General features: G+C 49.1%; 19 protein-coding genes. 3 read left to right on the top strand and 16 right to left on the bottom strand.

Annotated features, from left to right (window positions below; genetic code table 11):
- Positions 1 to 12 precede the first annotated feature (12 nt).
- The 8 genes from hflK to ACZ5NB_RS02310 all read right to left on the bottom strand — a co-directional run bounded on the left by hflK (position 13) and on the right by ACZ5NB_RS02310 (position 9,518).
- On the bottom strand, positions 13 to 1,164 hold the full coding sequence (gene hflK, locus ACZ5NB_RS02345) for an FtsH protease activity modulator HflK (protein WP_460231244.1): 1,152 nt from the start codon (positions 1,162 to 1,164) through the stop codon (positions 13 to 15).
- Between the two features lie 163 nt (positions 1,165 to 1,327).
- Complete coding sequence (hflX, locus tag ACZ5NB_RS02340) at positions 1,328 to 2,647, bottom strand: ribosome rescue GTPase HflX (RefSeq protein WP_460231243.1); 1,320 nt, start codon at positions 2,645 to 2,647, stop codon at positions 1,328 to 1,330.
- Positions 2,648 to 2,661: 14 nt separating this feature from the next.
- Complete coding sequence (gene hfq, locus ACZ5NB_RS02335; RefSeq protein ID WP_460231242.1) at positions 2,662 to 2,910, bottom strand: RNA chaperone Hfq; 249 nt, start codon at positions 2,908 to 2,910, stop codon at positions 2,662 to 2,664.
- Between the two features lie 261 nt (positions 2,911 to 3,171).
- Positions 3,172 to 4,146 carry a tRNA (adenosine(37)-N6)-dimethylallyltransferase MiaA gene (gene miaA / locus ACZ5NB_RS02330; RefSeq protein WP_460231241.1) on the bottom strand — a complete coding sequence of 325 codons (975 nt, stop codon included), beginning with the start codon at positions 4,144 to 4,146 and terminating at the stop codon, positions 3,172 to 3,174.
- A gap of 62 nt (positions 4,147 to 4,208) precedes the next feature.
- On the bottom strand, positions 4,209 to 6,092 hold the full coding sequence (gene mutL, locus ACZ5NB_RS02325; protein ID WP_460231240.1) for a DNA mismatch repair endonuclease MutL: 1,884 nt from the start codon (positions 6,090 to 6,092) through the stop codon (positions 4,209 to 4,211).
- Positions 6,093 to 6,098: 6 nt separating this feature from the next.
- Entirely contained in the window at positions 6,099 to 7,436 is a 1,338-nt protein-coding gene (locus ACZ5NB_RS02320) for an N-acetylmuramoyl-L-alanine amidase (RefSeq protein ID WP_460231239.1), read from the bottom strand.
- An 18-nt stretch (positions 7,437 to 7,454) separates the two neighbouring features.
- Positions 7,455 to 7,946 carry a tRNA (adenosine(37)-N6)-threonylcarbamoyltransferase complex ATPase subunit type 1 TsaE gene (gene tsaE, locus ACZ5NB_RS02315; protein ID WP_460232081.1) on the bottom strand — a complete coding sequence of 164 codons (492 nt, stop codon included), beginning with the start codon at positions 7,944 to 7,946 and terminating at the stop codon, positions 7,455 to 7,457.
- Between the two features lie 63 nt (positions 7,947 to 8,009).
- Positions 8,010 to 9,518: an NAD(P)H-hydrate dehydratase gene (locus tag ACZ5NB_RS02310; RefSeq protein ID WP_460231238.1), complete on the bottom strand. Its 1,509-nt coding sequence runs from the start codon at positions 9,516 to 9,518 to the stop codon at positions 8,010 to 8,012.
- Positions 9,519 to 9,636: 118 nt separating this feature from the next.
- On the opposite strand from ACZ5NB_RS02310, the gene queG reads away from it, so the two are divergent.
- Positions 9,637 to 10,695: a tRNA epoxyqueuosine(34) reductase QueG gene (gene queG / locus ACZ5NB_RS02305; RefSeq protein ID WP_460231237.1), complete on the top strand. Its 1,059-nt coding sequence runs from the start codon at positions 9,637 to 9,639 to the stop codon at positions 10,693 to 10,695.
- A gap of 41 nt (positions 10,696 to 10,736) precedes the next feature.
- Here queG and orn read toward each other — a convergent pair whose 3' ends face one another.
- Entirely contained in the window at positions 10,737 to 11,282 is a 546-nt protein-coding gene (gene orn, locus ACZ5NB_RS02300) for an oligoribonuclease (protein WP_460231236.1), read from the bottom strand.
- 248 nt (positions 11,283 to 11,530) lie between these two features.
- Here orn and ACZ5NB_RS02295 point away from each other — a divergent pair, with 248 nt between their 5' ends.
- Together ACZ5NB_RS02295 and asd are read left to right on the top strand one after the other, a co-directional pair.
- Positions 11,531 to 12,340, top strand: a complete 810-nt coding sequence (locus ACZ5NB_RS02295; protein ID WP_460231235.1) for a sulfurtransferase — start codon at positions 11,531 to 11,533, stop codon at positions 12,338 to 12,340.
- A gap of 58 nt (positions 12,341 to 12,398) precedes the next feature.
- Positions 12,399 to 13,256 (top strand): archaetidylserine decarboxylase, encoded by an 858-nt coding sequence (asd, locus tag ACZ5NB_RS02290; RefSeq protein ID WP_460231234.1) that lies wholly within the window; start codon positions 12,399 to 12,401, stop codon positions 13,254 to 13,256.
- A gap of 32 nt (positions 13,257 to 13,288) precedes the next feature.
- Here asd and ACZ5NB_RS02285 read toward each other — a convergent pair whose 3' ends face one another.
- From ACZ5NB_RS02285 to aroK, 7 genes are all read right to left on the bottom strand, one after another.
- Positions 13,289 to 14,683, bottom strand: coding sequence for an HD-GYP domain-containing protein (locus ACZ5NB_RS02285; protein WP_460231233.1), 1,395 nt, complete (start codon positions 14,681 to 14,683; stop codon positions 13,289 to 13,291).
- Positions 14,684 to 14,929: 246 nt separating this feature from the next.
- Positions 14,930 to 16,009: a uroporphyrinogen decarboxylase gene (gene hemE / locus ACZ5NB_RS02280; RefSeq protein ID WP_460231232.1), complete on the bottom strand. Its 1,080-nt coding sequence runs from the start codon at positions 16,007 to 16,009 to the stop codon at positions 14,930 to 14,932.
- A 62-nt stretch (positions 16,010 to 16,071) separates the two neighbouring features.
- Positions 16,072 to 17,490, bottom strand: a complete 1,419-nt coding sequence (locus tag ACZ5NB_RS02275; protein WP_460231231.1) for an FAD-dependent oxidoreductase — start codon at positions 17,488 to 17,490, stop codon at positions 16,072 to 16,074.
- Positions 17,491 to 17,569: 79 nt separating this feature from the next.
- On the bottom strand, positions 17,570 to 22,021 hold the full coding sequence (gltB, locus tag ACZ5NB_RS02270) for a glutamate synthase large subunit (RefSeq protein WP_460231230.1): 4,452 nt from the start codon (positions 22,019 to 22,021) through the stop codon (positions 17,570 to 17,572).
- A 458-nt stretch (positions 22,022 to 22,479) separates the two neighbouring features.
- On the bottom strand, positions 22,480 to 24,147 hold the full coding sequence (locus tag ACZ5NB_RS02265) for an AAA family ATPase (RefSeq protein ID WP_460231229.1): 1,668 nt from the start codon (positions 24,145 to 24,147) through the stop codon (positions 22,480 to 22,482).
- Between the two features lie 159 nt (positions 24,148 to 24,306).
- The gene (gene aroB, locus ACZ5NB_RS02260) at positions 24,307 to 25,398 is read right to left on the bottom strand and encodes a 3-dehydroquinate synthase (protein WP_460231228.1); all 1,092 of its coding nucleotides are present in this window, start codon (positions 25,396 to 25,398) and stop codon (positions 24,307 to 24,309) included.
- 128 nt (positions 25,399 to 25,526) lie between these two features.
- On the bottom strand, positions 25,527 to 26,039 hold the full coding sequence (aroK, locus tag ACZ5NB_RS02255; protein ID WP_460231227.1) for a shikimate kinase AroK: 513 nt from the start codon (positions 26,037 to 26,039) through the stop codon (positions 25,527 to 25,529).
- Position 26,040 lies beyond the last annotated feature (1 nt).

Here is a 26,040-nt window from a genome sequence, read left to right as displayed (position 1 = left end):
GATGTCGTCTCCTTAGCGCCAGCGGGTATTGTTATTTGACGTTTCTCGCCGCAATTGCTCGAGAATACGCTTTTCCATTTCAGCGATTTCATTGGCCGAGAGACCAGCGCTAGCGCCGCCGGAGGAGCGAGTAGCTCGCTCAGTCAACTTGTCGAGAGGCAAGTACATCATATTGTTACCGCCTTCGACATCTACCAATACTTTTGAGCTGTTTTGCATAACGTCTTGAACAGCATCGAGATACAAGCGCTCTCGCGTTACCTGGGGCGCTTTTTTGTACTCAACTAGCAGTTTGGCAAAACGATCCGCCTCACCTTGAGCCCGTGCAACCACCTCATCACGATAACCGTTCGCTTCTTCAATCACACGCTGCGCCTGACCACGAGCCTCTGGGATAATACCGTTGCTATAGGCTTGCGCCTCATTAATGGCACGCTCCTCATCCTCCCGAGCGCGGTTAACGTCGTCAAACGCATCTTGTACAGCGCGAGGAGGTGTTGTTTCTTGGATGTTCACTGTGCCGATAGACATACCCGCTTTATAGGAATCAAGGTATTCCTGCAGGCGCTGAGCAACCAGGATAGCCAACTCGCCACGCCCTTCCGTCAAAACTTCATGCATTTCTGCAGAGCCCACTTCATGACGCAACGCACTGTCGGTCGCTTCACGAAGACTCGTTTCGGGATCACGGACGTTGAGCACAAAATCTTCTGCGTTGGCAATGTTGTATTGCACAGTGAGATCAACCTCAACAATGTTGAGGTCTTGTGTCAGCATTGAGATGCTTTTTACTTCATGGAATCGCACACGCGTGACATTCACCGTGTACACCTTATCGACTAAAGGTGGAGCCCAATTCAAACCTGGGCTAAGCGTTCGATCATATACACCGAGGCGAAGCACAACCGCGCGCTCTTGTTCATCGATGATTTTGACACCTGCGACAACGTAGACCACCAACATTACCGCGATAATCAAGCCAAAGGTCGCACCGCTAAAACCTTTACCCTGGCCGCCCCGGCCTCCGCCGCTGCCAAAAATACCGCCTAGCTTCTCCTGAAATTTTTTCAGTGCTTCATCTAAGTCTGGAGGCCCTTGATTGTTGCCTCGATTGCCGCCGCCCCACGGGTCTTGGTTATTACCACCGGGTTCGTTCCAAGCCATATTGTTCTCCGTCGTACTAGGTTCACTACTCAATTGTTTGGGAGTTATGTAATGAAGTGATACGTAGTTTTAATTTTAAAGGTTTATGATTTTCAAAAGTTAAAGAATTCTAGACGCTTCGGGTGACGATTTCAGCCTAAATCGAAAAATCACTGCACCAAAGCTACACATGCGGACCTTCGCTATTGCCCTGACCTCGCCAGTGCAGGTCGTCCCAGCCGACGTTTTCAGCGCTGAGAAGGCGCATAAAATCTGGTTTGGGCATTTTGATTTCCAGTTCACTGGAGCCGTCATCCAAAAAGTCTTCGTGACTTACCGCATTGGCATCAAACAATCGCGCCCGCAGACGACCAAACTGCGGTTTGAGCCAAAGCACATCGTGCAGTTCCTCACTGGCTAAGCGCTCCGCAACCACTTCCTGTAGCAGCTCGACACCTTCGCCTGTGTGGGCGGACAACCACACAGCTGTCGCTGTGCCGTCTTCGTCACGTTCAATGCGCGGCGCGTGCCCCGGTAGTAGATCTAATTTATTGAAAACTTTGAGCTGTGGTTGTTCCTCAGCGCCGATCTCTTCGAGCACCGTATTAACATGTACTATGTGATCGGCGGCCTGTTCGCTCGCGCCATCAATCACATGTAGCAGTAAATCAGCATTGTTAACCTCTTCGAGGGTCGCACGAAATGCTTCAACGAGACGGTGAGGAAGGTGACTGATAAAGCCCACTGTATCCGCAAGTACCACGGGCCCAACCCGCTCAATCTCGATGCGGCGCATGGTTGGATCCAATGTCGCAAAGAGCTGATTCTCAGCATAGACGTCGGAATGAGTCAGGCGATTAAACAACGTAGATTTACCCGCATTGGTATAACCCACCAAGGAGACCGTTGGGATATCAACACGCTTTCGACTGCGCCTACCCTGTTCACGCTGCTTACGAACTTTCTCGAGGCGCGCTTCAATTGAACGAATTCGCCCACGAATCAGGCGGCGGTCAGTTTCTAACTGCGTTTCACCTGGGCCTCGTAGACCAATACCGCCCTTTTGCCTTTCCAAGTGGGTCCATCCGCGAATCAATCGAGTCGATAGGTGCCGAAGCTGCGCCAACTCCACTTGCAGTTTACCTTCGTGGGTGCGTGCGCGTTGCGCGAATATATCGAGAATCAAGCCGACACGATCCAGTACTCGACAGCCGAGTACCTTTTCCAAATTACGCTCTTGGCTGGGGGATAAGGTGTGGTTGAAGATCACTACTTGAGCTTCGTGAGTAACCACTAGATCCTTCAGTTCTTCTAGTTTGCCTGTGCCGATAAAATATTTCGGATGAGGGGTAGCACGCTGCCCCATCAAGAAAGCAACCGGATCACCTTGCGCTGATAAAACGAGTTCTTCAAATTCCCGTGGATCATCGGGTTCGTCGAAACGATTAAAGTCGAAATGGACAAGAACCGACGCCTCGCCCGACTCGGGCCGATCAAAAAACAAGCAAACCTACCTGATTAACTACCTGACTCACCTTCTTGAGGATTAGCCATAGGAATACGAACGGCACGCGATGGCACGACAGTTGAAATCGCATGTTTGTATACCATTTGGCTGACGGTGTTTTTTAACAACACCACAAATTGATCGAATGACTCAACTTGCCCCTGCAGTTTGATGCCATTCACAAGATAAATGGAGACAGGAATACGTTCTTTTCGTAATACGTTTAAGTAAGGGTCTTGTAGACTATGCCCTTTTGACATGGTGGTTCTCCTTTAAACAAAGATAAATAAAAGTAAGCAAAAACAGAATTTGGCAAATAAGCCCCAATTTAGTGCCGGGAGAAATGCACTCCCGCTTTCGGGGAACATCAGCATCAGTATGGTGCATTTACGCTATAAATCCACCGAGGTTACACCCAAAATCTCTGGAACACGGTTTCCAAGTTGGAAACACTGACTAAAATTCATTCCAAAGCAAAAGCAACCGCTGAATATGACAAGCAAACTTGCGCAGCGTTTCCATTATATCCCTGATATTTGTAAATAACTCAAGGTCTCTTTGACTATTTGGTTAATATTTTTAGTTTGACCTTGATCATTATCGGTGAAAATCCACTTCAGTTCAGACCAACCACGTAACCACGTGAGTTGGCGCTTGGCTAGCTGACGAGTTGCCGCCACGCCTTTTTCGACCATTTCATCATAGTCATATTCGCCATTCAGATAACCCCACATTTGACGATAACCCACTGCACGAATAGCGGGTAAGTCGCTATGTAAATCGTCGCGCTGATAAAGCTTTAGCACTTCGGCTTCAAAACCTTCGTCCAACATTCGCTGATACCTTAGCGCTATTCGGGCGTGCAGAGTTTCACGCCTTGTCGGTGTCAGCGCGATTTGTTTAACGTCGTATTCCGCCAGCGGATCGCGTTGACGTTGAACATGCTGTTCATTGCGCAGTTGAGTCATGGTTTTACCGCTTAACTGGTAAACTTCCAAAGCTCGAGCGATACGTTGCGAATGGTTGGGGTGTAATGTGGCGGCGAGTTCTGGATCAATTTTTTCTAAGCGCTGATGCATTGCTGGCCAACCAAGTTCGCTAGCTTGTTGTTCAATTTGCGCCCGCAGATCCGGATCCGAGGCTGGCATATCAGCCAGCCCTTTAAGCAGCACATTGAAGTACATCATGGTACCGCCAACCAACAAAGGGGTTTTACCTTTTGCAATAATGGAATCGATAAGACGCAACGCATCATCACGAAACTCTGCCGCAGAGTATGGGTCGGCGGGATCTCGGATATCAATTAGATGATGGGGGATGCTGGCCAATTCCGTGGCGCTTGGCTTGGCCGAGCCAATATCCATCCCTCGATAGACCAGGCTTGAATCGACGCTAATAATTTCACAAGCAATATGCTGCCCTAGCGCCAAGGCGAGATCAGTTTTACCCGATGCCGTTGGCCCCATAATAAAAACAATTAAGGGTTTTGATTGCATATCACTCGATCAGGTTCAAATGTTGTTTGTAGTTTGGTAAAGCACCGGCTTGAGCGTTACCACTATTGCCCACGCATAAATAATTTATCGAGTTCATTAATGCTAAGCGCCGTCCAAGTCGGACGACCATGATTACACTGTCCACTACGTTCGGTTTCTTCCATATCGCGCAACAGTGCATTCATTTCAGGAATGGTCAGTTTTCGGTTTGCTCGCACCGAACCATGACAGGCCATAGTGCCGAGAATTTCATTCATGTGTTCAGCAATGCGTTGACTTGTACCGTGCTCAACTAAGTCAGCTAAAACATCACGTACCAACTGCTCCACATTACTGCGATCAAGCATAATAGGGATTTGCCGAACCAATAAACTTTCTGGCCCTGCACGCTCCAATTCAAAACCTAACTGTTTAAATGTCTCGGCATGTTCGTCGGCGCAATCTGCTTCTTTTTGGCTCACCGCTATGGACTGAGGAACCAATAATGGCTGTGTCGCTATACCCTGCTCTGCCAATGATTGTTTCATGCGTTCATAAGTGATGCGCTCATGCGCCGCATGCATGTCGACCAGCACCAAACCTTGCTCATTTTCCGCCAACACATAAATACCTTTAAGTTGGGCAATCGCATAGCCTAACGGCGGGATAAACGCAGAGTTATCTGCAGAGGAGGCTACTTGCACACTATGCTCATCGCGTGAATGAGACGATGGATGCAAGGCTTGATACACGCCCATATTTTCGCGAACTTGCGTTACGGTAGGCGATGGGCTTTGAGACAAATTCAAGGCCGTTTGATTACGCAATGTATCGGCTTCAGCAGCCGAAGTGCTGGCCAAACCGGAATTACTTGGCTGCAGCATACGCTCCGATGCCAACCCGCTTTCATTGCTTGAAGCATTGGATGTCGGTGGCGCAGCATTACCCGGGCGCACATCGGCCAAGGCTCGATGCAAACTTCGGTACAAAAAATCATGGACTAGTCGGCTATCACGAAAACGAACTTCATGTTTTGTTGGATGCACATTGACATCGACGGTGGCAGCATCTAACTCTAAATTCAGCACGTATGCAGGATGACGCCCATGATAAAGCACATCAGCATACGCCTGACGCACTGCATGGGTGACGACTTTATCGCGAATAGCGCGACCGTTAACATAAAAATACTGAAGGTCCGCCTGGCTTCGAGAGAACGTCGGTAACGCAACCCACCCCCATAAGCGCAGCCCACTGGCTTCCATTTCGATAGCCAGAGCATTCTCCATAAATGCCGGGCCACAGACTTGAGCCACACGCCGTTCTTTTTCTGCTTGTGTCGCTGCCGTACGGTAGGCATGCACAACACGGCCATTATGTTTTACGGTGAAATTAATATCGAAGTGGGTCAGCGCTAAACGCTTCACCACATCTTCTATACGATTAAATTCTGTTTTTTCCGTGCGTAAAAATTTTCGTCGTGCTGGCGTATTGAAAAACAAGTCTTGCACTTCGACAGTGGTGCCTTGAAGGTGAGCGGTCGGTGTCACCTCAGCTTCCATATCTCGACCCGCGGCCCTAACCTGCCAGCCTTGCCCCTTCTCCTCAGTGTTACTCGACAACACTAGTCGGGCAACTGAGCTAATACTGGCTAAGGCTTCGCCACGAAACCCTAGTGTTTTTACTGCTTCAAGGTCATCTAGTTCGACAATTTTACTAGTCGCATGACGACTCAGCGCTAAAGCCAGATCGTCTTTGGTAATGCCGCAACCATTGTCACGCACCCGAATTAATTTTACTCCTCCACGCTCAATATCGATCTCAATATTGGTCGCCCCCGCATCGACTGCATTTTCGAGCAATTCTTTAATAACTGAGGCAGGCCGTTCCACCACTTCGCCGGCTGCAATTTGGTTTGAGAGGCGGGGGCTAAGTAGTTGAATACGACGGGTGTTTAAAATGGACACAAATGATTACGACGTTGGAATTTTAAGACGCTGACCAACACGAATATTCGTGCTATTCAGCCCGTTGACGGAAAGAATGTCATTAACCGATACCTTGTAACGTTGCGCGATAGCACTCAAGGTATCACCACGAACGATGACATGCTCATTAAATTGTTTACCCGTAGATTTAAGCCAAGCGAGGTAACTGTCTGGCGGAGGGACTTGCTGAAAATAGCGATTCACACCATAAAATATTTTTTCTGCTATTTGTTGACGATATTTTGGTGTGCTTAATCGTTTAGCTTCGCCAGGGTTTGAAATAAAACCTGTCTCAACGAGCAATGAGGGCATATCCGCTGATCGCAATACAGCGAAATTCGCTTGTTCAACGCGCTGTTTGTGTAAATGCGCAATACCGCCCATTGACTTCAAGACTTCGTCACCGACTTCGAGGCTTGAGCTTAATGTGTGTGTCATCGAGAGATCCACAAGCACATCAACCAAAACTTGATCCTTGCCACGCAAGTCAAGATCAACAACACCACCTATCAAGTCAGATTTGTTTTCTTGGCTTGCCAAATTCGCAGCGAATTCTGAGGTTGCTTTCGCGCCTCGTCGACTCAGTGTAAACACCGAGGCTCCCCTAGCGCTTTTATGCTTGAATGCGTCGGCGTGAATCGATACAAACAAATCGGCACGATGTTTACGCGCTAATTCACGTCGCTGCCGCAAAGCGATGTAGTAATCACCCGTACGAATTAAAACGGCTTTATAACCTGGCGTGGCGTCGATTTGTTTCGCCAGGCGCTTACTAATATCGAGCACGACATCTTTTTCTTTGATCTTTTGTGCACCGATCGCACCCGGGTCTTCGCCGCCATGACCTGCATCGATGGCAATAATAATATCGCGCTTAACATCGGATGGCCTATCGACGATGGTGGGCTCTACTGGCTTACTCGGGGTGAGGTCGTAAAGATCCAACACCAAACGATCGGACTTATCACCATGCTTAGCGAGCACAAAACTACTCGGGTCGACTTTTGATTTAAGGTCTAGCACGATACGCAAATCATTGCTGTTGCGCTTACCCGTACGCAGACCACTAACCGGGGTATCACTCAGAGCAAGGTGGTTTAACGATGCTTTGAATTGCGCATTGTTAACATCGATCACCAAGCGGTTTGGATTTGCCAAAGTAAATATCTTGTGCTCAACAGGGCCGCTGAGATCAAACACAATGCGCGTGTTATCAGGCGCTCGCCATAAACGCACGCTCTCGACGTTTTGCGTCGCATAAGCCTCGCCACCGATCACAACGAGCGCGGCAATCAGCAAACCTTGTACGTAGCGTAAAACCAAAAAAACCTCACAAACACGTTAGGACTGAGGTGCAAATTCACGGCAACCTTGAATGATTGCCTCGCCCACTTCACTCTGCGCTAAAAGTCGCGCTCGGCGCCCTGGCAAAGAGCCCAAAGACGAGGCCTCTCCGGGGCTGACGCTCACTTTAACGATTAAATCCGCAGGAGGCAAAACTCCTTCCCCACGACTCGGCCACTCAATCAAACACAGACTTTTACCGTCGAAATAATCTCGAATACCGACATATTCAAGCTCTTCCGGGTCAGCCAACCGATAAAGATCAAAGTGGTAGATGTTGCGGCCAGGCATTTCGTAAGGCTCAACCAAGGTATAGGTTGGACTCTTAACCGCACCTGAATGCCCCAGCGCATGCAGCACACCACGTGTTAGCGTGGTCTTCCCTGCACCGAGGTCGCCAATCAAATAGATGATAGCGCCCCTATCAGCTGACAATGACTCTAAAATTTTCGCGCCAAGAGCGACCGTAGCCTGCTCATTCGGCAACATTAGTGATAACTCACTCACTGATTTGTCTCGACTCTATCTATCTTGTAATCCGCCCAGCAGATGTCACATGCCATTTAACAACTGGCGCAAATGAGGCAAAAGATCCGTTGCCAGCAACCCTCGTTCTCCGCCGTTCGCCGCAGCGCGATCAGCCGCTAGGCCATGAACGACGGTGCCTAATTGGGCCGCATCAAACGCCGTCAAATGTTGTGCTAGCAATGCACCAATCACTCCACTCAATACATCCCCCATGCCACCGCCAGCCATTCCGGGATTGCCATAGCCACTCACGGTTAGCGCATGTGTAGTGGCCACAACACTTCCCGCGCCTTTCAACACGACAGCTGCGTTGTAGTTTGCCGCCAGTTTAGCGGCTGCCGCAAATCGATCACGGTTAATTTCTTGCGTCTCAACCCCGAGTAATCGTGCAGCTTCCGCAGGATGAGGGGTTAACACGATGGTTTTTGCCCCTTTTGCCTGTTCAAGTAACGCTGGCGCTTCGGCAATAAGGTTCAACCCATCGGCGTCAATCACCATGGGCAATGGGGATTTGATGATGGCAGAGAGAAAATGTTGCGCCCACTCGTCTAGCCCCAACCCTGGCCCGACTACCACAACCGATGCAGCGCTCAACAACCGAACCAAATCAGCGACCGTTTCCGTCGGTTTCACCATGATCTCAGGCTGACGGGCTAGAAATGCCGATACATGCTCCGGCTGAGTAGCAACGCTGATTAACCCCGCCCCACATCGGGCAGCAGCCTGCGCCGCCATCAACGCTGCGCCACCCATGCCATGATTCCCCCCCACTACTAATACGTGACCAAAATGGCCTTTGTGCGAAACTCGCGCTCTGGGAGGTAATAAAGTTGAGAGACTGTTATAGCTTAAACGGGTCGCCGCAGGCACAAGAGACTTATACACATCGTCCGGTACAGACAGAGAATCGAATCGCACATCGCCGACATAATCTGCCGCGTCTCCGGTCAACAAGCCCTGCTTCAAACCGATGAAGGTCACGGTAACAGAGGCAACAACACTACAACCTAATACGTTGCCGGTGTCCGCACACAGCCCCGATGGAATATCGACCGCTAGAACCGGTTGCTGACCACGATTGATCAGCTCTATTGCTTGCTGATATCGACTGCGAACCTCGCCATTCAAACCTGTGCCTAGCAACGCATCTACAACCACGCCAAAGCCGTCGAGCGACGTATCGTCACTAAATGGTTCTATAGGTACCGACGCCTGCTTCGCAAACTCAAAGGCTAGCCGCGCATCACCCGTTAGCTTGTCTGTTTCAGCAACAGTCACAACCCTCACATTGAAATTTTGCTGTGCCGCCAATCCCGCGATGATATAGCCATCGCCAGCATTGTTACCGACACCGCAGAAAACGGTAATAGCTTCAGGTTTTGGCCAATATGCCAATAGCTGCTCGAAAGCCGCGCGACCCGCCCGTTTCATCAGTACAATACCGGGGACAGCAAATTCTTCGATGGCGATTCTATCTAACTCACGCACTTGCGCTGCGGTATAAGCGACAACGGGCAAATCTGAAGCAGTCATGGGAAGGCGACCATTATGACGTCATGTATATTTAGTGGTGTGATGTAGAGTCATTGAGTGACAGACTTCCACAAAATTTTTCACAATTATACGCACAATCTTTTAAGCACGCAGAGTTATGCAAAACACCTTTGACCTTCAACAACTCGCCGACCAAATTGCGCTCTGGGCTAAAGCATTGGGCTTTCAAGGCGTAGGGATTGCCGACACTCACTTACAAGTACATGAAACGCACCTCGAAAACTGGTTAGACAATGGCTACCACGGTTCAATGCAATGGATGGAAAGCCATGGGACAAAACGTTCGCGACCGCAAGAACTGCTCCCCGGTACGCTGCGGGTAATCTCCGTGCGCATGGATTACCGTCCGGAAGGCTACAACCCGGTAGAGCTTTTACAGCAACCCGAGAAGGCCTATATTTCTCGATACGCATTAGGACGTGACTACCACAAGCTAATACGCAAGCGACTTGCACAGCTCGCCGACAAAATCGCCAATGCTGTCGCCAGTGAGGTTCAGCAGAGGCCCTTCGTTGATAGCGCGCCTGTGTTAGAAAGGGCAATCGCTGAAAAGTCTCGCTTAGGATGGATTGGCAAAAACACGATGTTAATCCACGAGAAAACAGGTAGCTGGTTTTTTCTTGGTGAACTTTTTACAAATATCCCCTTACCCGCAAGTGAAGAACCCGCCACCAATCACTGTGGCAGTTGCAGTGCTTGTCTCGATATTTGCCCCACCAACGCGTTTATCGGCCCCTATCAGCTAGATGCTCGCAAGTGTATTTCTTACCTCACCATAGAGCATGATGGCAGCATACCGGAAGAGCTTCGGGCGCTTATGGGCAATCGCATATACGGCTGCGATGATTGCCAACTGGTTTGCCCATGGAACAAGTTTTCACACATCAGCCAGGAACCCGATTTTGCACCTCGACATAGGCTAGATCGCGCCGATTTGGTCACGTTATTTAATTGGACCGAACAAGAATTTCTAGACAACCTTGCTGGCTCAGCCATTCGCAGAATCGGTTACGAAAAATGGCTGCGCAATATTGCCGTGGCTTTAGGAAATGCGCCCAGCACCACCGAGGTTGTGCAAGCACTGGAACACAAACGTCAACACTCGTCCAAACTCGTCAGAGAACATGTCGTTTGGGCGCTTGCTCAACACCAATAGCCGCTAGGCTCAATTGTTTTGGTTTTACACTCAACGGGCCGCTAAGGCATTTTAAAAAAGTTGGCTCGGTAGTGCTGCAATTCAGCAACAGAATCTTTGATATCATCCATCGCCAAATGACTGCCACCTTTTTTTACCCCGGCGGCGACGTCTGGGTGCCACTGCTGGGCAAGAATCTTTATCGAGCTAACATCAAGGTTTCGGTAATGGAAAAACGCTTCTAGTGTTGGCATTTCTCGCGCCAGAAATCGACGATCCTGACAAATCGAGTTGCCACACATCGGCGACTTGCCCGCGGCAACCCACTGCTGTAAAAAAGCGATGGTTTGTTTTTCCGCTTCCTGCGTCGAAATTTGACTGTCTCGAACACGCTGCGTTAAACCCGAGCTACCGTGTTGATTGGTGTTCCATTCATCCATTCCTAATAAAATACTATCGGGCTGGTGAATGGCATAGATAGGGCCCTCGGCAAGGATATTCAGCTCAGAATCAGTGACCAGTGTGGCGATTTCAATAATTGAATCCTGCTGCGGCTCGAGGCCGGTCATTTCCAGGTCGATCCATATTAAATTATTGTCATTTTGCATAACTCGCCTTCTTATCACGTTAGGGAACACATTCGATCACAGCCGCAGTCGACCTAATGCCACCAAGGCCAACAGCAGACTTATATGAGAATAGCAGCAATCGTTACTCCAAATCAGCCCTAATTCCCAAATAGCGATGCAATCAGTCATACAATTTCTGCTATCCTTCCGCGGTGCACAATTCTTCACACCGAACACAACGAAGACAACGAAGACAACGAAGACAACGAAGACAACGAAGACAGATTATGACTGACCGCCAACTCTCCTTAATCATCGAGCCCGAAGACCTGCAAAGCATCGCTAGCCAAAGTGACAACCTTATCATCGTAGACCTATGCAGCGAGCCTAATTACATGAGTGGGCATATTCCTGGAGCTATTCACGTCTCACCGGCAGAAATAGTGTTAGGTGTACCGCCTGCCCCCGGCAAGCTTCCTGAAGTTGAGCGCCTCAACAGCGTGATGACTCGGATCGGTCTAACGCCGGACAGCCATGTTATCGCCTACGACGATGAGGGCGGCGGCTGGGCAGGCCGCTTTATCTGGACGCTTGACGTCATCGGCCACGCTCACTCTTCTTACTTAAACGGCGGTCTAACCGCTTGGAAACAGGCGGGCCTAGAGCTCACAACCGACATTCCTAAGCCGGCACCGCAGCCTAATAGCGTCACGATTCATCATGAACCAATACTCAACAAAGATGAGATTTTGACCGCACTGGCACAACCCAACTTTATGGTATGGGACGCTCGCAGTGCCGACGAATATTCTGGTCAACGCCAAACCGCCCAGCGTAATGGCCATATCCCCAAAGCTGTGCATTGCGAGTGGACAGAGTTAATGGATCAAAATGCAGGGTTGCGTATTCGAAAAGATGTCGCAGCGTATATTGAAGCCAAAGGGATTACCGCAGACAAATTAATCGCGACACATTGTCATAGCCACCACCGGTCTGGGCTGACCTACTTGGTCGGCAAATCCCTTGGGCTAAATATCAAAGCCTATCCTGGATCGTGGTCGGAATGGGGTAATGATCCACTCACGCCTGTTGAGTAGCAGCGAGCATAGAGATCATTAAGGCTTCTAAATTTTCAGATAATACACAGGTACATCAGTGAAATTTATTTTCGCATTTTTACAATATCTAGTTCCGCAACAATGGCTATCTCGCTTAATGGGTAGCCTTGCAGACTCCACTTTGGGGCCCATCAAGAACACGTTTATTTTAATTTTTATCAAAGCATTTAAGGTGGACATGAGCGAGGCTCAAGAACCCAATCCAAGGAGTTATCCAACGTTCAATGCTTTTTTCACTCGTTTGCTACAACCACAAGCGAGACCATTGTGCTCAGAAATGGACGCTGTTGCTTGCCCTGCCGATGGTACTATTAGTCAACTGGGAGACATAGAAGGCGGCCAACTTTATCAAGCCAAAGGCAAGCAGTTTGACCTAACAGCATTGCTCGGCGGCGATGAATACATCAGCCAGCAATTTATTGGCGGTAAATTTGCAACCATATATTTATCGCCAAAAGATTACCATCGCGTTCATATGCCAATGGATGGACAGCTACAAACCATGATCCATGTCCCTGGTAAACTTTTTTCCGTCAACAATGCCACGACGCAAACCATTGACTCTTTATTTGCGCGCAATGAACGCGTGGTGACGCTATTTGATACGAGCGCAGGGCCGATGGCGGTCGTGTTGGTAGGTGCGATGATTGTAGCCAGCATCGAAACAAGCTGGCACGGTGTAGTGACACCAATCCCACGGAAAATCACGACAATTGAATACCCAAATACCAACGAAGAAATTCAGCTTAGCAAAGGTGATGAGATGGGTTTATTTAAACTGGGTTCAACCGCAATTGTTTTATTCGGGCCTGATATGGCGGAATGGCAAGAAGGGCTCCAAGCCGGCAGCAAGGTAAGAATGGGAGAGCGACTCGGCTCGTTAATTAACGTCTGATAGGGCGCTATTGAGAAATGAATGCGGCGCGATTAATCCCAATCGCGCTTCAAACCAAACAATGACAACAATCCTTTTTTCTTAGGCTGATCACTATCACGAGGAATTCCACCTGCAAACATGTAATCGTCGCGAATACGTGCGACGTCGATGGCGTAAGTTCCTGGTTCTAAATCCTGCGCAATTTCAATTTTTTCGACTTCAGCAGGAGTCGCTTTACCTTTATCAATTAATTCTTGTTTTCGGCGCTCATCTTCAGCCATATCCAACAAGATTGGGTTATGCAGTGGATTTTTGACCGAGTCGAGCACCAATATAATTTTTGGCTTTAATCGACGCTCAAAATTTTGCTCTACAACAACCCCAACTTCACCAGTGCTTAATTCGACCAGCGTCCCGGTTGGGTATAGGCCGATAGCACGGATAAACTCAACAACCAAATCTTCCTGAAATTCAGTGTTACGGAGCTCATAGAGTTTAGCAACAGCTTTCGACGGTGACAGAGGAAATTTTTCTCCCCGCGGATTAGTCGTCTCGTCATAAAATGTAACGACGCCTGCAATCTTGCCCAGTAAAGGAATTTTATCGCCCCGCAAGTGCTGCGGATAACCACTACCGTTTAGCCTTTCGCGATGCGTTTTTACCACAGAAATAACTCGCGGCTCGATTCCTGGCGTATCACGCAATATTTTTACACCGGCTTCAACAAATTTTTCATACTCGAGCTCTTCCGATGAGTTGCGCTGCTTTTTCATTATCAGGTCTTTGGATAAGGTAGCCTTGCCGACATCCTTAAGCAGTACGCCTACCGCCAGTGTATCCAATTCTTTCTTTGGCAAACCAACGTGTCGCCCAAACAAAATTGCCCATACTGCAGAACGCACTGCATGACTGTAGGTGTACTCATCGAGTTCCTTTACCCGCGCCAACCAACTAAAGGCATCAGGGTTTCGGATGATACTATCAACCATATCGCTAGCCAGGCGCTTTGTATCAGCAACCGGCACATGGCCACCGCCTTCAATCTGCTTAGTGACTTCCGATACGGCACGGTAGACGCGTTGATGTAACTGCTGCGCCCTAGAAATTTCTTTCTTCAGAGGCTCTTTTTCTGAGTAGACATCACGCTTGATTTTGATTGGCGCCACTTCAATTTTAGCGGCGGTATTTTTGGAATTACGGGTAAAGAATTTAGGCTTCTGAGCAGCGGAGCTTTTTTTGAGATTGGTTTGAACGGGACCTCGTCCTTTCACCACATCGATATAAACATGCTTACAGTGAGACTTCAGCTCTTTGACTTCTTCCATGTCACGCACGTAAAAGCCTTGAAGCGGAAAAGGCGTCTGCGACCATGGCCGGTCTAGGCCTGACACAAACATGCCGACCGCGACCTCATTCACATCGACTTTTATCTGCTTAATAGACACCCATGGCCTCCGTCCACCTGCCAGATGAGTATGCTACCCACCATATTCATTGAGACTGCGATAACTTGATAGAATTCTACTGACGAGCTGCAGTACTCACCCGATCGCACATTTTCCCAGCAGTCTAATGTAATACAGAATGGCGCGTCTGCCTACTGCAGAACGGCCAGGACGCGACGGGCAGCCCACAAGGCAATCCGAATGGAATAATGAATAGACTTAGATAACGCTTTGGAATGTAGGAGATTATTCAGGCGCGTGAGTATCGTGATAAGCAGGAGATAGCTCAACCACGGCATCAATGAAGGCACCAGCATTGGCTGGATCAACCTCTGGGGTTATGCCATGACCCAGATTAAAAATATGCCCCGGGCCAGACCCGAAACTGGCCAAAATACGACCAACTTCGTCGCGGATTTTGCTCGGCTCACTGTACAGAACGGCCGGATCCATATTTCCTTGAAGCGCCACTCGCTGGCCGACTCTGGCGCGAGCCTGACCAATATCCGTGGTCCAATCAATACCCAATGCACTTGCCCCAGTGTCGGCCATTCGCTCGAGCCATTGACCGCCACCTTTGGTAAATAAAATAACGGGTATTTCACGACCACGATATGCTTTGTGCAAGCCGGCTATGATACGAGCCATCGGTGCCAACGAGAAGCGCTGATAGGCATCATGGGATAGCGCACCACCCCATGTATCAAAAATCTGTACCGCCTGAGCACCCGCTTCAATTTGTGCATTGAGATAATCGATAACAGAATCGGCCAACTTATTCAGCAGCTCCATCAGCACTTCAGGCTGGTTATATAGCATCGACTTTGCTCGTCGAAAATCTTTACTAGAGCCACCCTCAATCATGTAGGTCGCAAGAGTCCAAGGGCTACCAGAAAAACCAATCAGCGGTACACGACCATCTAGCGCTTTATAGATTGTGCTGACCGCATCGGTGACGTATGACAAGTCTTTTGCCGTATTAATGACATCGAGCGCTTCGATATCTTGCGCTGTGCGCACAGGCTTTCTGAAACGGGGGCCTTCACCCGTTTCAAAATAGAGGCCTAAGCCCATGGCGTCCGGAATTGTCAGAATATCTGAAAACAAAATGGCGGCATCAAGAGGATACCTTTCTAGCGGCTGCAGGGTGACTTCACAGGCCAACTCTGGATTCATACAGAGGGACATAAAGTCGCCCGCTTGCGCTCGCGTAGCGCGATACTCTGGGAGATAGCGGCCCGCTTGACGCATCATCCAAACAGGCGTGCGGTCTACAGGTTGTCGTAATAGAGCTTTTAGGAAACGATCATTTTTTAATTCGGTCATGCGCCAGACAACTCTGTTTTTAATCGAGAAAAATTAAAGCTCTATTTTGCCTATTCAGGCTTTTATACTTTCAGATAATCTAATATGGATTCTGCCGCCTGGCGCCCCTCCCAAATGGCGGTTACCACTAAGTCTGAACCTCGCACCATATCACCACCAGCAAACACTTTCGGGTTAGTGGTCTGGAAAGGGAATTGCTGTTCTTCACCGGCGACTACGCCACCCCAATCGTTGATGTCGATATTATTATCGGCATACCAGTCTTGAGGGTTGGGGCGAAAACCAAATGCAATCAAAACGATATCTGCATCCAACGTTTCTTCACTACCTGCAATAGGCTCCGGGCGACGACGACCGTTTTCATCCGGCTCGCCTAACTGTGTCGTGACTAACTCTACACCCGCAACCTTATCATTCCCGGCAATAGCAACTGGCTGACGGTTAAACAAGAATTTCACACCTTCTTCACGGGCGTTGGCAACCTCACGGCGCGACCCAGGCATATTTTCTTCATCGCGACGATAGGCACAAGTCACTTCTTTTGCACCTTGACGAATGGACGTGCGAACACAATCCATCGCCGTGTCACCGCCACCCAGGACGACGACTTTTTTATCTTTGACTGAAATAAAATCGGCGGGGTCTTTTTCGAAACCGAGGTTACGATTTACGTTAGCAATAAGAAATGGCAGCGCGTCGTAGACTCCGGGTAAGTCTTCTCCAGGAAAACCACCTTTCATGTAGGTGTAAGTACCCATACCCATGAACACAGCATCATACTCGTCGAGTAGCTCAGCCATAGAGACGTCTTTGCCGATGTCAGTATTTAGCCTGAATTCAATACCCATCTCGGTAAAAATCTCTCGACGTTTTACCATCACGGACTTTTCTAATTTAAACTCAGGGATACCAAACGTGAGCAAACCACCTATTTCAGGATATCGGTCAAACACAACGGGCTTCACACCATTACGCACCAGAATATCCGCACAACCCAAACCTGCAGGACCAGCACCAATCACCGCTACCTTTTTATCGGTCCAAACGCGACTCGACAAGTCTGGCTTCCAGCCCATAGCAAACGCAGTATCAGTAATATATTTTTCAGCATTACCAATGGTTACCGCGCCAAAACCGTCATTCAAGGTACACGCGCCCTCACACAAACGATCCTGAGGACATACTCGACCACACACCTCGGGTAGCGTGTTGGTTTGATGACAAAGCTCAACCGCTTCCATCACGTGGCCTTCCGCAATCAGCTTCAACCAGTTTGGAATGTAATTGTGAACAGGACATTTCCATTCGCAATAGGGGTTGCCGCACTCTAAACACCGTTCAGATTGATCGGCGGCTTGCGTTTCGGAGAATGGTTCGTAGATTTCTACGAATTGCGTCGTGCGCAAGTCCATCGACTTCTTCGACGGGTCTTGCCTCCCTTGATCAAGGAATTGAAAAACATTTTTTGATTTCTTGCTCATATCTCTGTTCTCAAAACACGCCTCAGTTGGTGGCGTTTTTGCAAATGAGTCGTTGCCTCAGCAAATCGCTAGTGCTGAATTATTCACAACGCGTGGTTATTGTCGCCAATAAAGATTCAAGGCTCGCGGCCTTAGGTTTTACTAGCCAGAACTTGCCAATCCACGCGCGGAAGTTATCAAGAATTTCTTGACCCCAAGCGCTGCCGGTTTCAGCAACAAACTCTTCAATAACACTGCGCAAATAATTTTGGTGATCACTTAACGCTTCACCATCAATACGATGACTATCAATCAATTCATGATTTATTTTGTCGGCAAACGTATTCGACTGATCTAGCACGTACGCGAACCCACCCGTCATGCCGGCACCGAAATTAACGCCACAATCACCAAGAACGGTAACCAGTCCACCCGTCATATATTCGCAACAGTGGTCACCTGCACCCTCAACCACCACATGCGCACCGGAGTTGCGAACACCGCAACGCTCCCCCGCGCTTCCAGCAGCAAACAATTTACCACCTGTAGCGCCATACAGGCAGGTGTTACCAATGATACTGGTGTCTTGAGATTTAAATGAAGAACCGGCTGGTGGTCGAATTACAATTTTACCCCCTGCCATACCTTTACCGACGTAGTCGTTGGCATCACCTTCAAGATAAATATCCAATCCACCTGCATTCCATACACCCAAGCTTTGACCAGCAACGCCTTTTAATTCAAGTCGGACTGGCTTGTCACACATACCAAGGTTGCCGTGACGCTTCGCGATTTCACCACTCAAGCGCGCACCGATGGAACGATCGCAATTGGTGATATCGTAACGGAAAGTGCCGCCCGCTTTATTTTCAATCGCTGACAACATATCCGCTACCATTCGCTCTGCTAAGAGCCCCTTATCGTACGGGGTATTTTGCGGCAACTGACAGATCTGAGGCTTGGACTCAAGAAACTCATCGCTATAAACGATGGGAGATAGGTCTAGCCTTTGTTGCTTACTGGTTGCACCGGAAATGGGTGCAAGCAAATCGACTCGACCAATGAGATCGTCGAGTTTACGCACACCTAAAGACGCCATCAATTCACGAGTTTCTTCTGCGACAAAGCGGAAGAAATTAATCGCCATTTGAACCGTGCCTTTGTAATGATCTTCGCGCAACTGATCATTTTGCGTTGCAACGCCTGTAGCACAGTTATTCAAGTGGCAAATACGAAGGTATTTACAGCCTAACGCGACCATCGGTGCAGTTCCAAAGCCAAAGCTTTCTGCACCCAAAATAGCCGCTTTAATTACATCCAAACCGGTTTTCAAACCGCCATCTGTTTGTAAACGCACTTTGTCACGCAGGTCGTTGGCACGCAGGGTTTGATGCGTTTCGCTTAGCCCCAACTCCCATGGCGAGCCAGCATAGCGAATTGACGTTAACGGGCTCGCAGCAGTACCACCGTCGTAACCAGAGATAGTAATTAAATCAGCGTAGGCTTTCGCAACACCCGCTGCAATGGTGCCCACACCTGGGCGCGATACGAGTTTTACGGAGACAAGCGCATCTGGGTTGACTTGCTTGAGGTCGTAAATTAACTGCGCCAAGTCTTCGATGGAATAAATATCATGATGAGGTGGAGGCGATATCAATGTCACGCCAGGCACAGAATAACGTAGGCGCGCAATTAGCTCATTGACTTTTCCGCCAGGTAGCTGACCACCCTCACCGGGTTTAGCACCTTGCGCCACTTTGATCTGCAACACTTCCGCGTTAACCAAATAATGCGGGGTGACACCAAAGCGTCCCGAAGCCACCTGCTTAATTTTAGAAGACTTAATAGTGCCGTAGCGCGCGACATCTTCGCCACCTTCACCACTGTTGGACCGGCCACCTAACGTATTCATGGCTTCCGCAAGCGCTTCGTGTGCCTCAGGCGATAGAGCACCTAATGACATCGCTGCAGAATCAAAACGTCGCACAATTTCTGAGACTGGCTCCACCTCATCCAGAGGAATTGCTTTAATGTCGTTTCGTAACGACAACAAATCACGCAGTGTTGCCACTGGGCGCTCGTTGATTAAAGTTGCGCAATCACGCCAGTCGGCATACTCACCACTAATTACCGCACGGTGTAATGCTTGCACCACATCAGGGTTAAAAGCGTGATATTCCTGACCATGGACGAACTTAAGCAGACCACCAGGATGGATAGGTTTACGTGCAACCCACGCAACAGCAGCCAGCTCTTTTTGATCGGATTCTAGATCGTTGAAGCTCGCACCTTGAATACGACTCGCCGTACCCGTAAAACACAAATCAACAATTTCATCGTCAAGACCGATTGCCTCAAACAACTGAGCACCGCGATAAGACTGGACAGTTGAAATACCCATCTTAGACAGGATTTTCATCAAACCTTTGTCGATACCTTTGCGGTAATTCAGATAGGCCTTTTCCTGCTCGACACTAATTTCACCAGTGGCAATTAGATCATCGATAATGGCATAACTGAGATAAGGGTAGACCGCCGTTGCACCCATACCAATTAAGGTGGCCACGTGGTGCGAATCTCGCGCAGTACCGGTCTCGGCAATCAGGTTGGCCTCACAACGTAAACCCTCATGCACCAAACGGTGATGCACAGCACCTACTGCAAGTAGCGCATGAATGGGTAATTGACCTTCTGCTAAATCTTTATCGCTTAGGATAATCGTTACGACATTTTTCTTAACCGCAGCTACAACTTCATCGCCCAATTTTGCGATCGCGCTTTTCAAATCAGTTGTCGCTGGGTCGTAATGCAGTGAGAATTTACGGCTCTCGTAACCGGGGCGATCTAAACGCTCAACTGCGTCAGCTTTACGTGGTGACAACAGTGGCGAGGTTAAGATCACGCGATTGGCGTGAGTCTCTAACTGCTCAAATACTGACTCTTCCCTACCTAGGCATGTCTCCAGCGACATCACAATTGCTTCACGTAGCGGATCAATTGGCGGGTTAGTTACTTGCGCAAACTGCTGACGGAAATATTCGTAAAGGGGGCGTTGCTGTTGCGACAAAACAGCCATCGGCGTGTCATCACCCATAGAGCCAGTGGCCTCTTGGCCTGACTCAGCAAGTGGAATAACGACCTGAGAGCGCTCCTCCATGGAAGCCTGATACATCTTCATGTAGGTGTTAAGCAGGTTCGCCGGCACACCGGTATCGCCACCACCTTCTGTCTGAAGAACATCTTCGACGTGGAGTGCATTTTTATCCAACCACTCGCGATAGGGATTGCCAGACTTCAACACTTCGTCGATATCACTCGTGTGCAGCAGCTCTCCGGTTTCGGTATCTACCGAAAGAATCTGACCGGGACCAAGACGACCTTTCGCCACAACGTCAGCAGGATCATAGTCGTAGACCCCAATCTCGGAAGCCACGGTAATGATGTCATCTTTGGTGATAACCCAGCGCGATGGGCGTAAACCATTTCGATCGAGTGTACACACTGCATAACGGCCATCGGTAATAACCAAGCCTGCGGGACCATCCCACGGCTCAATGTGCTTCGAGTTAAATTCGTAGAACGCACGGAGGTCTGGATCCATATGTTCAACATTTTGCCAAGCTGGCGGCACGAGCATACGGATGGCTCGATACAACTCCATGCCACCTGTCAGTAGCACTTCAAGCATGTTATCTAAGCTGGAGGAGTCAGAACCGGTTCGGTTAACAATAGGAGAAACGTCCTGAAGGTCAGGCAGCAGATCCGTTTGAAACTTTGGCGTACGCGCTACAGACCAGTTACGGTTACCCATAATGGTGTTGATTTCGCCGTTATGCGCCAGCAAGCGGAATGGCTGAGCCAACGGCCAGCGTGGCATCGTGTTAGTTGAAAAGCGCTGATGGAATACACAGATACCTGTCTCTAGGCGCTCATCTGCCAAATCCAAAAAGAACTTCGGCAGATCAACTGGCATTACCAAACCTTTATAGGACACCACTTTGGCGCTCAAGCTGGCAACATAAAAATCTTGATCTTCGGCAAGACGCAACTCGGCTTTACGGCGAGCAATAAATAGCCTGGACGCTAACTTACTTTCGCTAGCTTCGCTGGTATTGATAAAAACCTGATAAAACTGGGGCAACGTTGTCTTCGCAATCTCACCGAGGATTGCATTGTCGGTAGGCACCTGGCGCCACGCGGCGACTTCAAGACCTTGCGCTGCCAGTTCTTCACCAAGTACTTCACGTGACCTGGCGGCTTTACTCTCATCGATGCTGAGCATGATGCTACCCACACCATAGCTCGCCGATAACTCAACGCCCTGCTCGTCTTTTAAGACTGTTCGAAAAAAGCTATCCGGCTTTTGCAGCAGCAATCCACACCCATCACCGGTTTTACCATCAGCACCAATTGCACCACGGTGAGTCATGCAAGTGAGTGCCTCAATGGCTGTGGACAAAAGTTTATGGCTCGGCTCGCCTCGCAAATGGGCGATTAAACCAAACCCGCAATTGTCTTTAAATTCATCAACGCTGTATAAGCCAGTAGTCATAGGCAGTGTACTTCCCAGGGTTAGTCTGGAGTTCATTCATAGCCGCTGCGACAAAATCATCATCACAGCGTCAGCGATCAACCGGATTAGTAGCTAAAAGCGTCGCGACGCATGGCATGAAAGAAACGCAGGTGCGATACAGTGGCAACTTTAATGCCAACTGCGAACATCTATCGCGATCCTTTGGTGATCGGTCTGTTTGGAGGTCAAAACCCCCATCCCCAGACAAAAAAGCCCCTTAGGGAGGGGCTTGGTTTTGAATGGGCGGCAGATATTACCTGCTGGCGACCAGCTTGGCAAGAGCCAAGAAATCCTTTAAATATCGGTAACTTACGATACCTGCGACACATTAGGGCTTGCTAGAGTCTCTACATGCTAGCCAATTTATGCGACATTTGGGTTTCAGACGACTATTTTCCCGCTATAACGCAGGACCAGGCCACCCATTGACGGTCAGGTCAGATATTTCTTTTAAATCCATTAATATCTTTGTGAATAGACCCCATTTGGCGCGGCCATGCGCCAGCTTTACGCTGCACATCAGGCAGCTGATTTATCGCCTGGCGAGCCAGATCTAGCGAAGAGAAAACACCGGCCACAACAATATAAACAACCCGGTCATTGCGCTTCGCGGAATAAACTCGGAGTTGCGAGCGATTGGGCTGACGCACAATGTAATCGTCAACGGCCTCACGCACAGTTCCCGATAGCACTTGCAACGTATATTTATCTGCTGGCGTATCCAGCAAACGTCTCTCGTCAATCGTAAACAACTCCGCCTCAGCATCGGCGAGCATCGCCGCTTCAATACCAAATGGTTGCGCGGGCGGCTCATCTTTCAGGTCGGGCATAGCCTCGGCAGTAGGCTGACTGCTGGAATCCGGTAATGCGGCAGCAGATTCAGCAACCAGCCCCTCTTCCTCCGCCAGCACCCTCTCCATAGGTTTACTCGGATCCTCTTTAGGCGCAACTGCGACGCTATTTGCGCCCCCCGACACAACGGGTAACACAGGCTTCGCGATAACCGTACGCTCACTCTCTACTTCAGCTTTCTCGGCAACCAGCTCAAGAGGCTCGACTAGCGCTTCATCAGGGTCTTCAACAGACGCTGACTCTTCCTGGTCTCGAGTATCCGCGGCGTCACCCGCCGTCCGCTCCCCAAGCTGGGACAAGGTTTTATTTCCAGAGTTGTGATCTACAGCCAACGGGATCACAGCTGGCTCATCATCACCAGATGAGCTCAACAGTAAAATTAACAACAGCCCAGCGGCCAACACAACAATAATAGCCATATGCGGTAACGGCAGACCAAGCCTGCGCGCTTCCGGCTCAGGCAACACCATTTCAATTAAGATCTCTCTCGCAGGCTCGTGAACAGCGCTAGGTATACCTTGCGACACATCATGGAGAAAGCTTATATCGTCATCACTAAACGGAAAGATCCCTGAGAACCCAGCCAAATCGAGACGAAAACGCAAATATGCCCGCAGATCCTCTCGGCTTAAAGTTTCCAGATGAAACACTTGCACCATCTGATCCGACTTTGCGCACTGAACTAGCCGAACACCGAACATGTTTTCGCCGAACAAGATGAGATGCAGGCAGCGATGATCTTCGTCTTGATATTGCGCAATACGCATTAACGCCGAAAGACTTTGTTCATCAAGCTGGTGTGCTTCATCGATAATAAGAATCTTAAGCGGATCATCATCCTCTGCGGCCGCACCATAGTGGCCAATCAATTCAACCAAATGATCAATGATTTGGCCTGGCTCACCGTCAGGAATAGAAGAAACAGAGGGAAGGTTAAAGGCTTGCGCGATGTCTATTAGAAGCTGACGAGGATCATTAAGTACCGGGGCCGACATATCGACCACAATCTCGCTTTCGTCGATTCTCGCTAATAGCTCTCGCTTAAAAACTGACTTACCCATGCCTCGCTCGCCCACAACGGCAAGGACACTGGTACTAAACTGGCTCAGATGGATGAGCTGCTCAAACTGATCCCGCCGATTAGCACCATCAAACAGCTCGCCACCTTGATCAAGAAATGGGTCTTCTGTAAGCCCAAAATGGTCAAGATAGTCAGCGACAGCGCCCTGCTCAAGTGCTTGGGTATTTAGCATAGTGGTAGCCTACAGTGCACTCGCGAGAAAAAGTATCTAGTTACTGTGATTGCTCTAACCGTTGGCAGCAATAATAGCCTAATCAATCGTGTACTTAAATGACGACACCCAGGCTCAAATTATCTGATTGACGACGCAGGCCTTGCGCGAGCGCCGCAATTAATCTGCAAGATCCGCTGCGTAATCACGCGTTAAACACTCACGCAGCTTATCCAAAGGAAAGTCGTCCGTCACCAACGCCTCGCCAAGTGACTTGAGCAAGACCAAGCGGATTTTGCCATCCAACACTTTTTTGTCTTTCGACATCAGCGTCAAGTAGCGATCCTCGGACATCTTGGGCGGCACCACCGGTAAATGTGCTGCCCGCAATAGAGCGACTAGACGGTTAAAATCCTCTTGGGTTGTCCACCCTAACCGACAAGAAAGATCCATCGCCATGACCATTCCAGCCGCAACAGCTTCACCGTGCAACCAATTCCCATAACCTTGATCAGTTTCGATTGCATGGCCGAAGGTATGCCCTAGGTTTAAAAACGCTCGGACACCGGACTCTCTTTCATCTTTAGCGACTATGTCAGCCTTTATTTCGCATGACCGGCTAATTGCATGAACCAACGCACTGTCTTCGAGAGCCATTAACTCGGCAATATGCTCTTCTAGCCAGCAAAAGAACTCAGAATCTGCAATAAGGCCATACTTGATAACCTCAGCCATACCTGCGGACAACTCCCTTGGAGGTAAGCTTTTCAGCACATCGGTATCAATGAAAACTGCCTGAGGCTGATGAAAGGCCCCAATCATGTTCTTACCCAACGGGTGGTTAACGCCAGTCTTACCGCCCACCGAAGAATCCACCTGTGAAAGCAAGGTGGTTGGCACCTGAATAAAGTTCACGCCGCGCTGGTAGCTCGCTGCCGCAAATCCCGTCATATCACCAATTACCCCTCCACCCAGTGCAACCAAGGTCGTGGTGCGATGATGATGATCTTGAAGCAACGCATCAAAAATCAGCTTTAGTGTATCCAGGGTTTTATATTGTTCACCGTCAGGCAACAGAACACTAGTCTGCTGTCCAGCGCCCGCGAACTGTGCTTCCAGCAGCGGCAAATAAAGCGAAGCCACCGCTTGGTTCGTAACAATGCAAGCTTGTTTTAGCTCAGGATCAAGTAACCGCTGAATTTCATTAAGGACGCCACTGCCAATGTAAATCGGATAAGACTTACCGGGGATAAAAACATGGATGGTATTCATAGTCGATACAACAAACTGAAACAATAATTTGAAGGACTATTGTATGACGTTTGCGATCAGCTTAAAACGTATTGCGCCATCGACGGATTAAAAGCGTAAGGGAAATACCGGAAAGCAATTTCTGCTTCCTAATAATTGAGAGACGAGACGATCGACTGCGCTACAGCTTTTGGGTTACCAGCATTGGTGTCAATAATATGGTCTGCCACTTCTCGATACAAAGGGTCTCTACGCTGGTAGAGCTCTTTAATGCGCTGTTTGGGGTGGTTTACTTGAAGTAGCGGGCGCTTCTTGTCCTTGGCTGTACGCTGAGCCAACTGGCTAAGTGACGCATTGAGGTAAACAACATCGCCACGTCCCGAAAGAAGGCTGCGATTCGCGTCACGCTCAACCACACCACCACCTGTGGCAATGACACAAGACTCGTGAGCATCAAGCAACTCAGACAACAACTGCTGCTCTCGATCGCGGAAACCAGACTCTCCTTCGACATCAAAAATCCACGAAATATCAGCACCAGTGCGCTCTTCGATGATCTGATCCATATCGAGAAAAGGTAGTGACAAAAGATTTGCCACTACCTTTCCAACAGTCGATTTACCGGACCCCATAGGGCCGACGAGAACTACTTTGCGAGCCACG

This window comes from Aurantivibrio plasticivorans (assembly GCF_055392955.1).
Note: the sequence above shows the minus strand (reverse complement) of the source record. Positions and strands in the feature narration are given on the sequence as shown.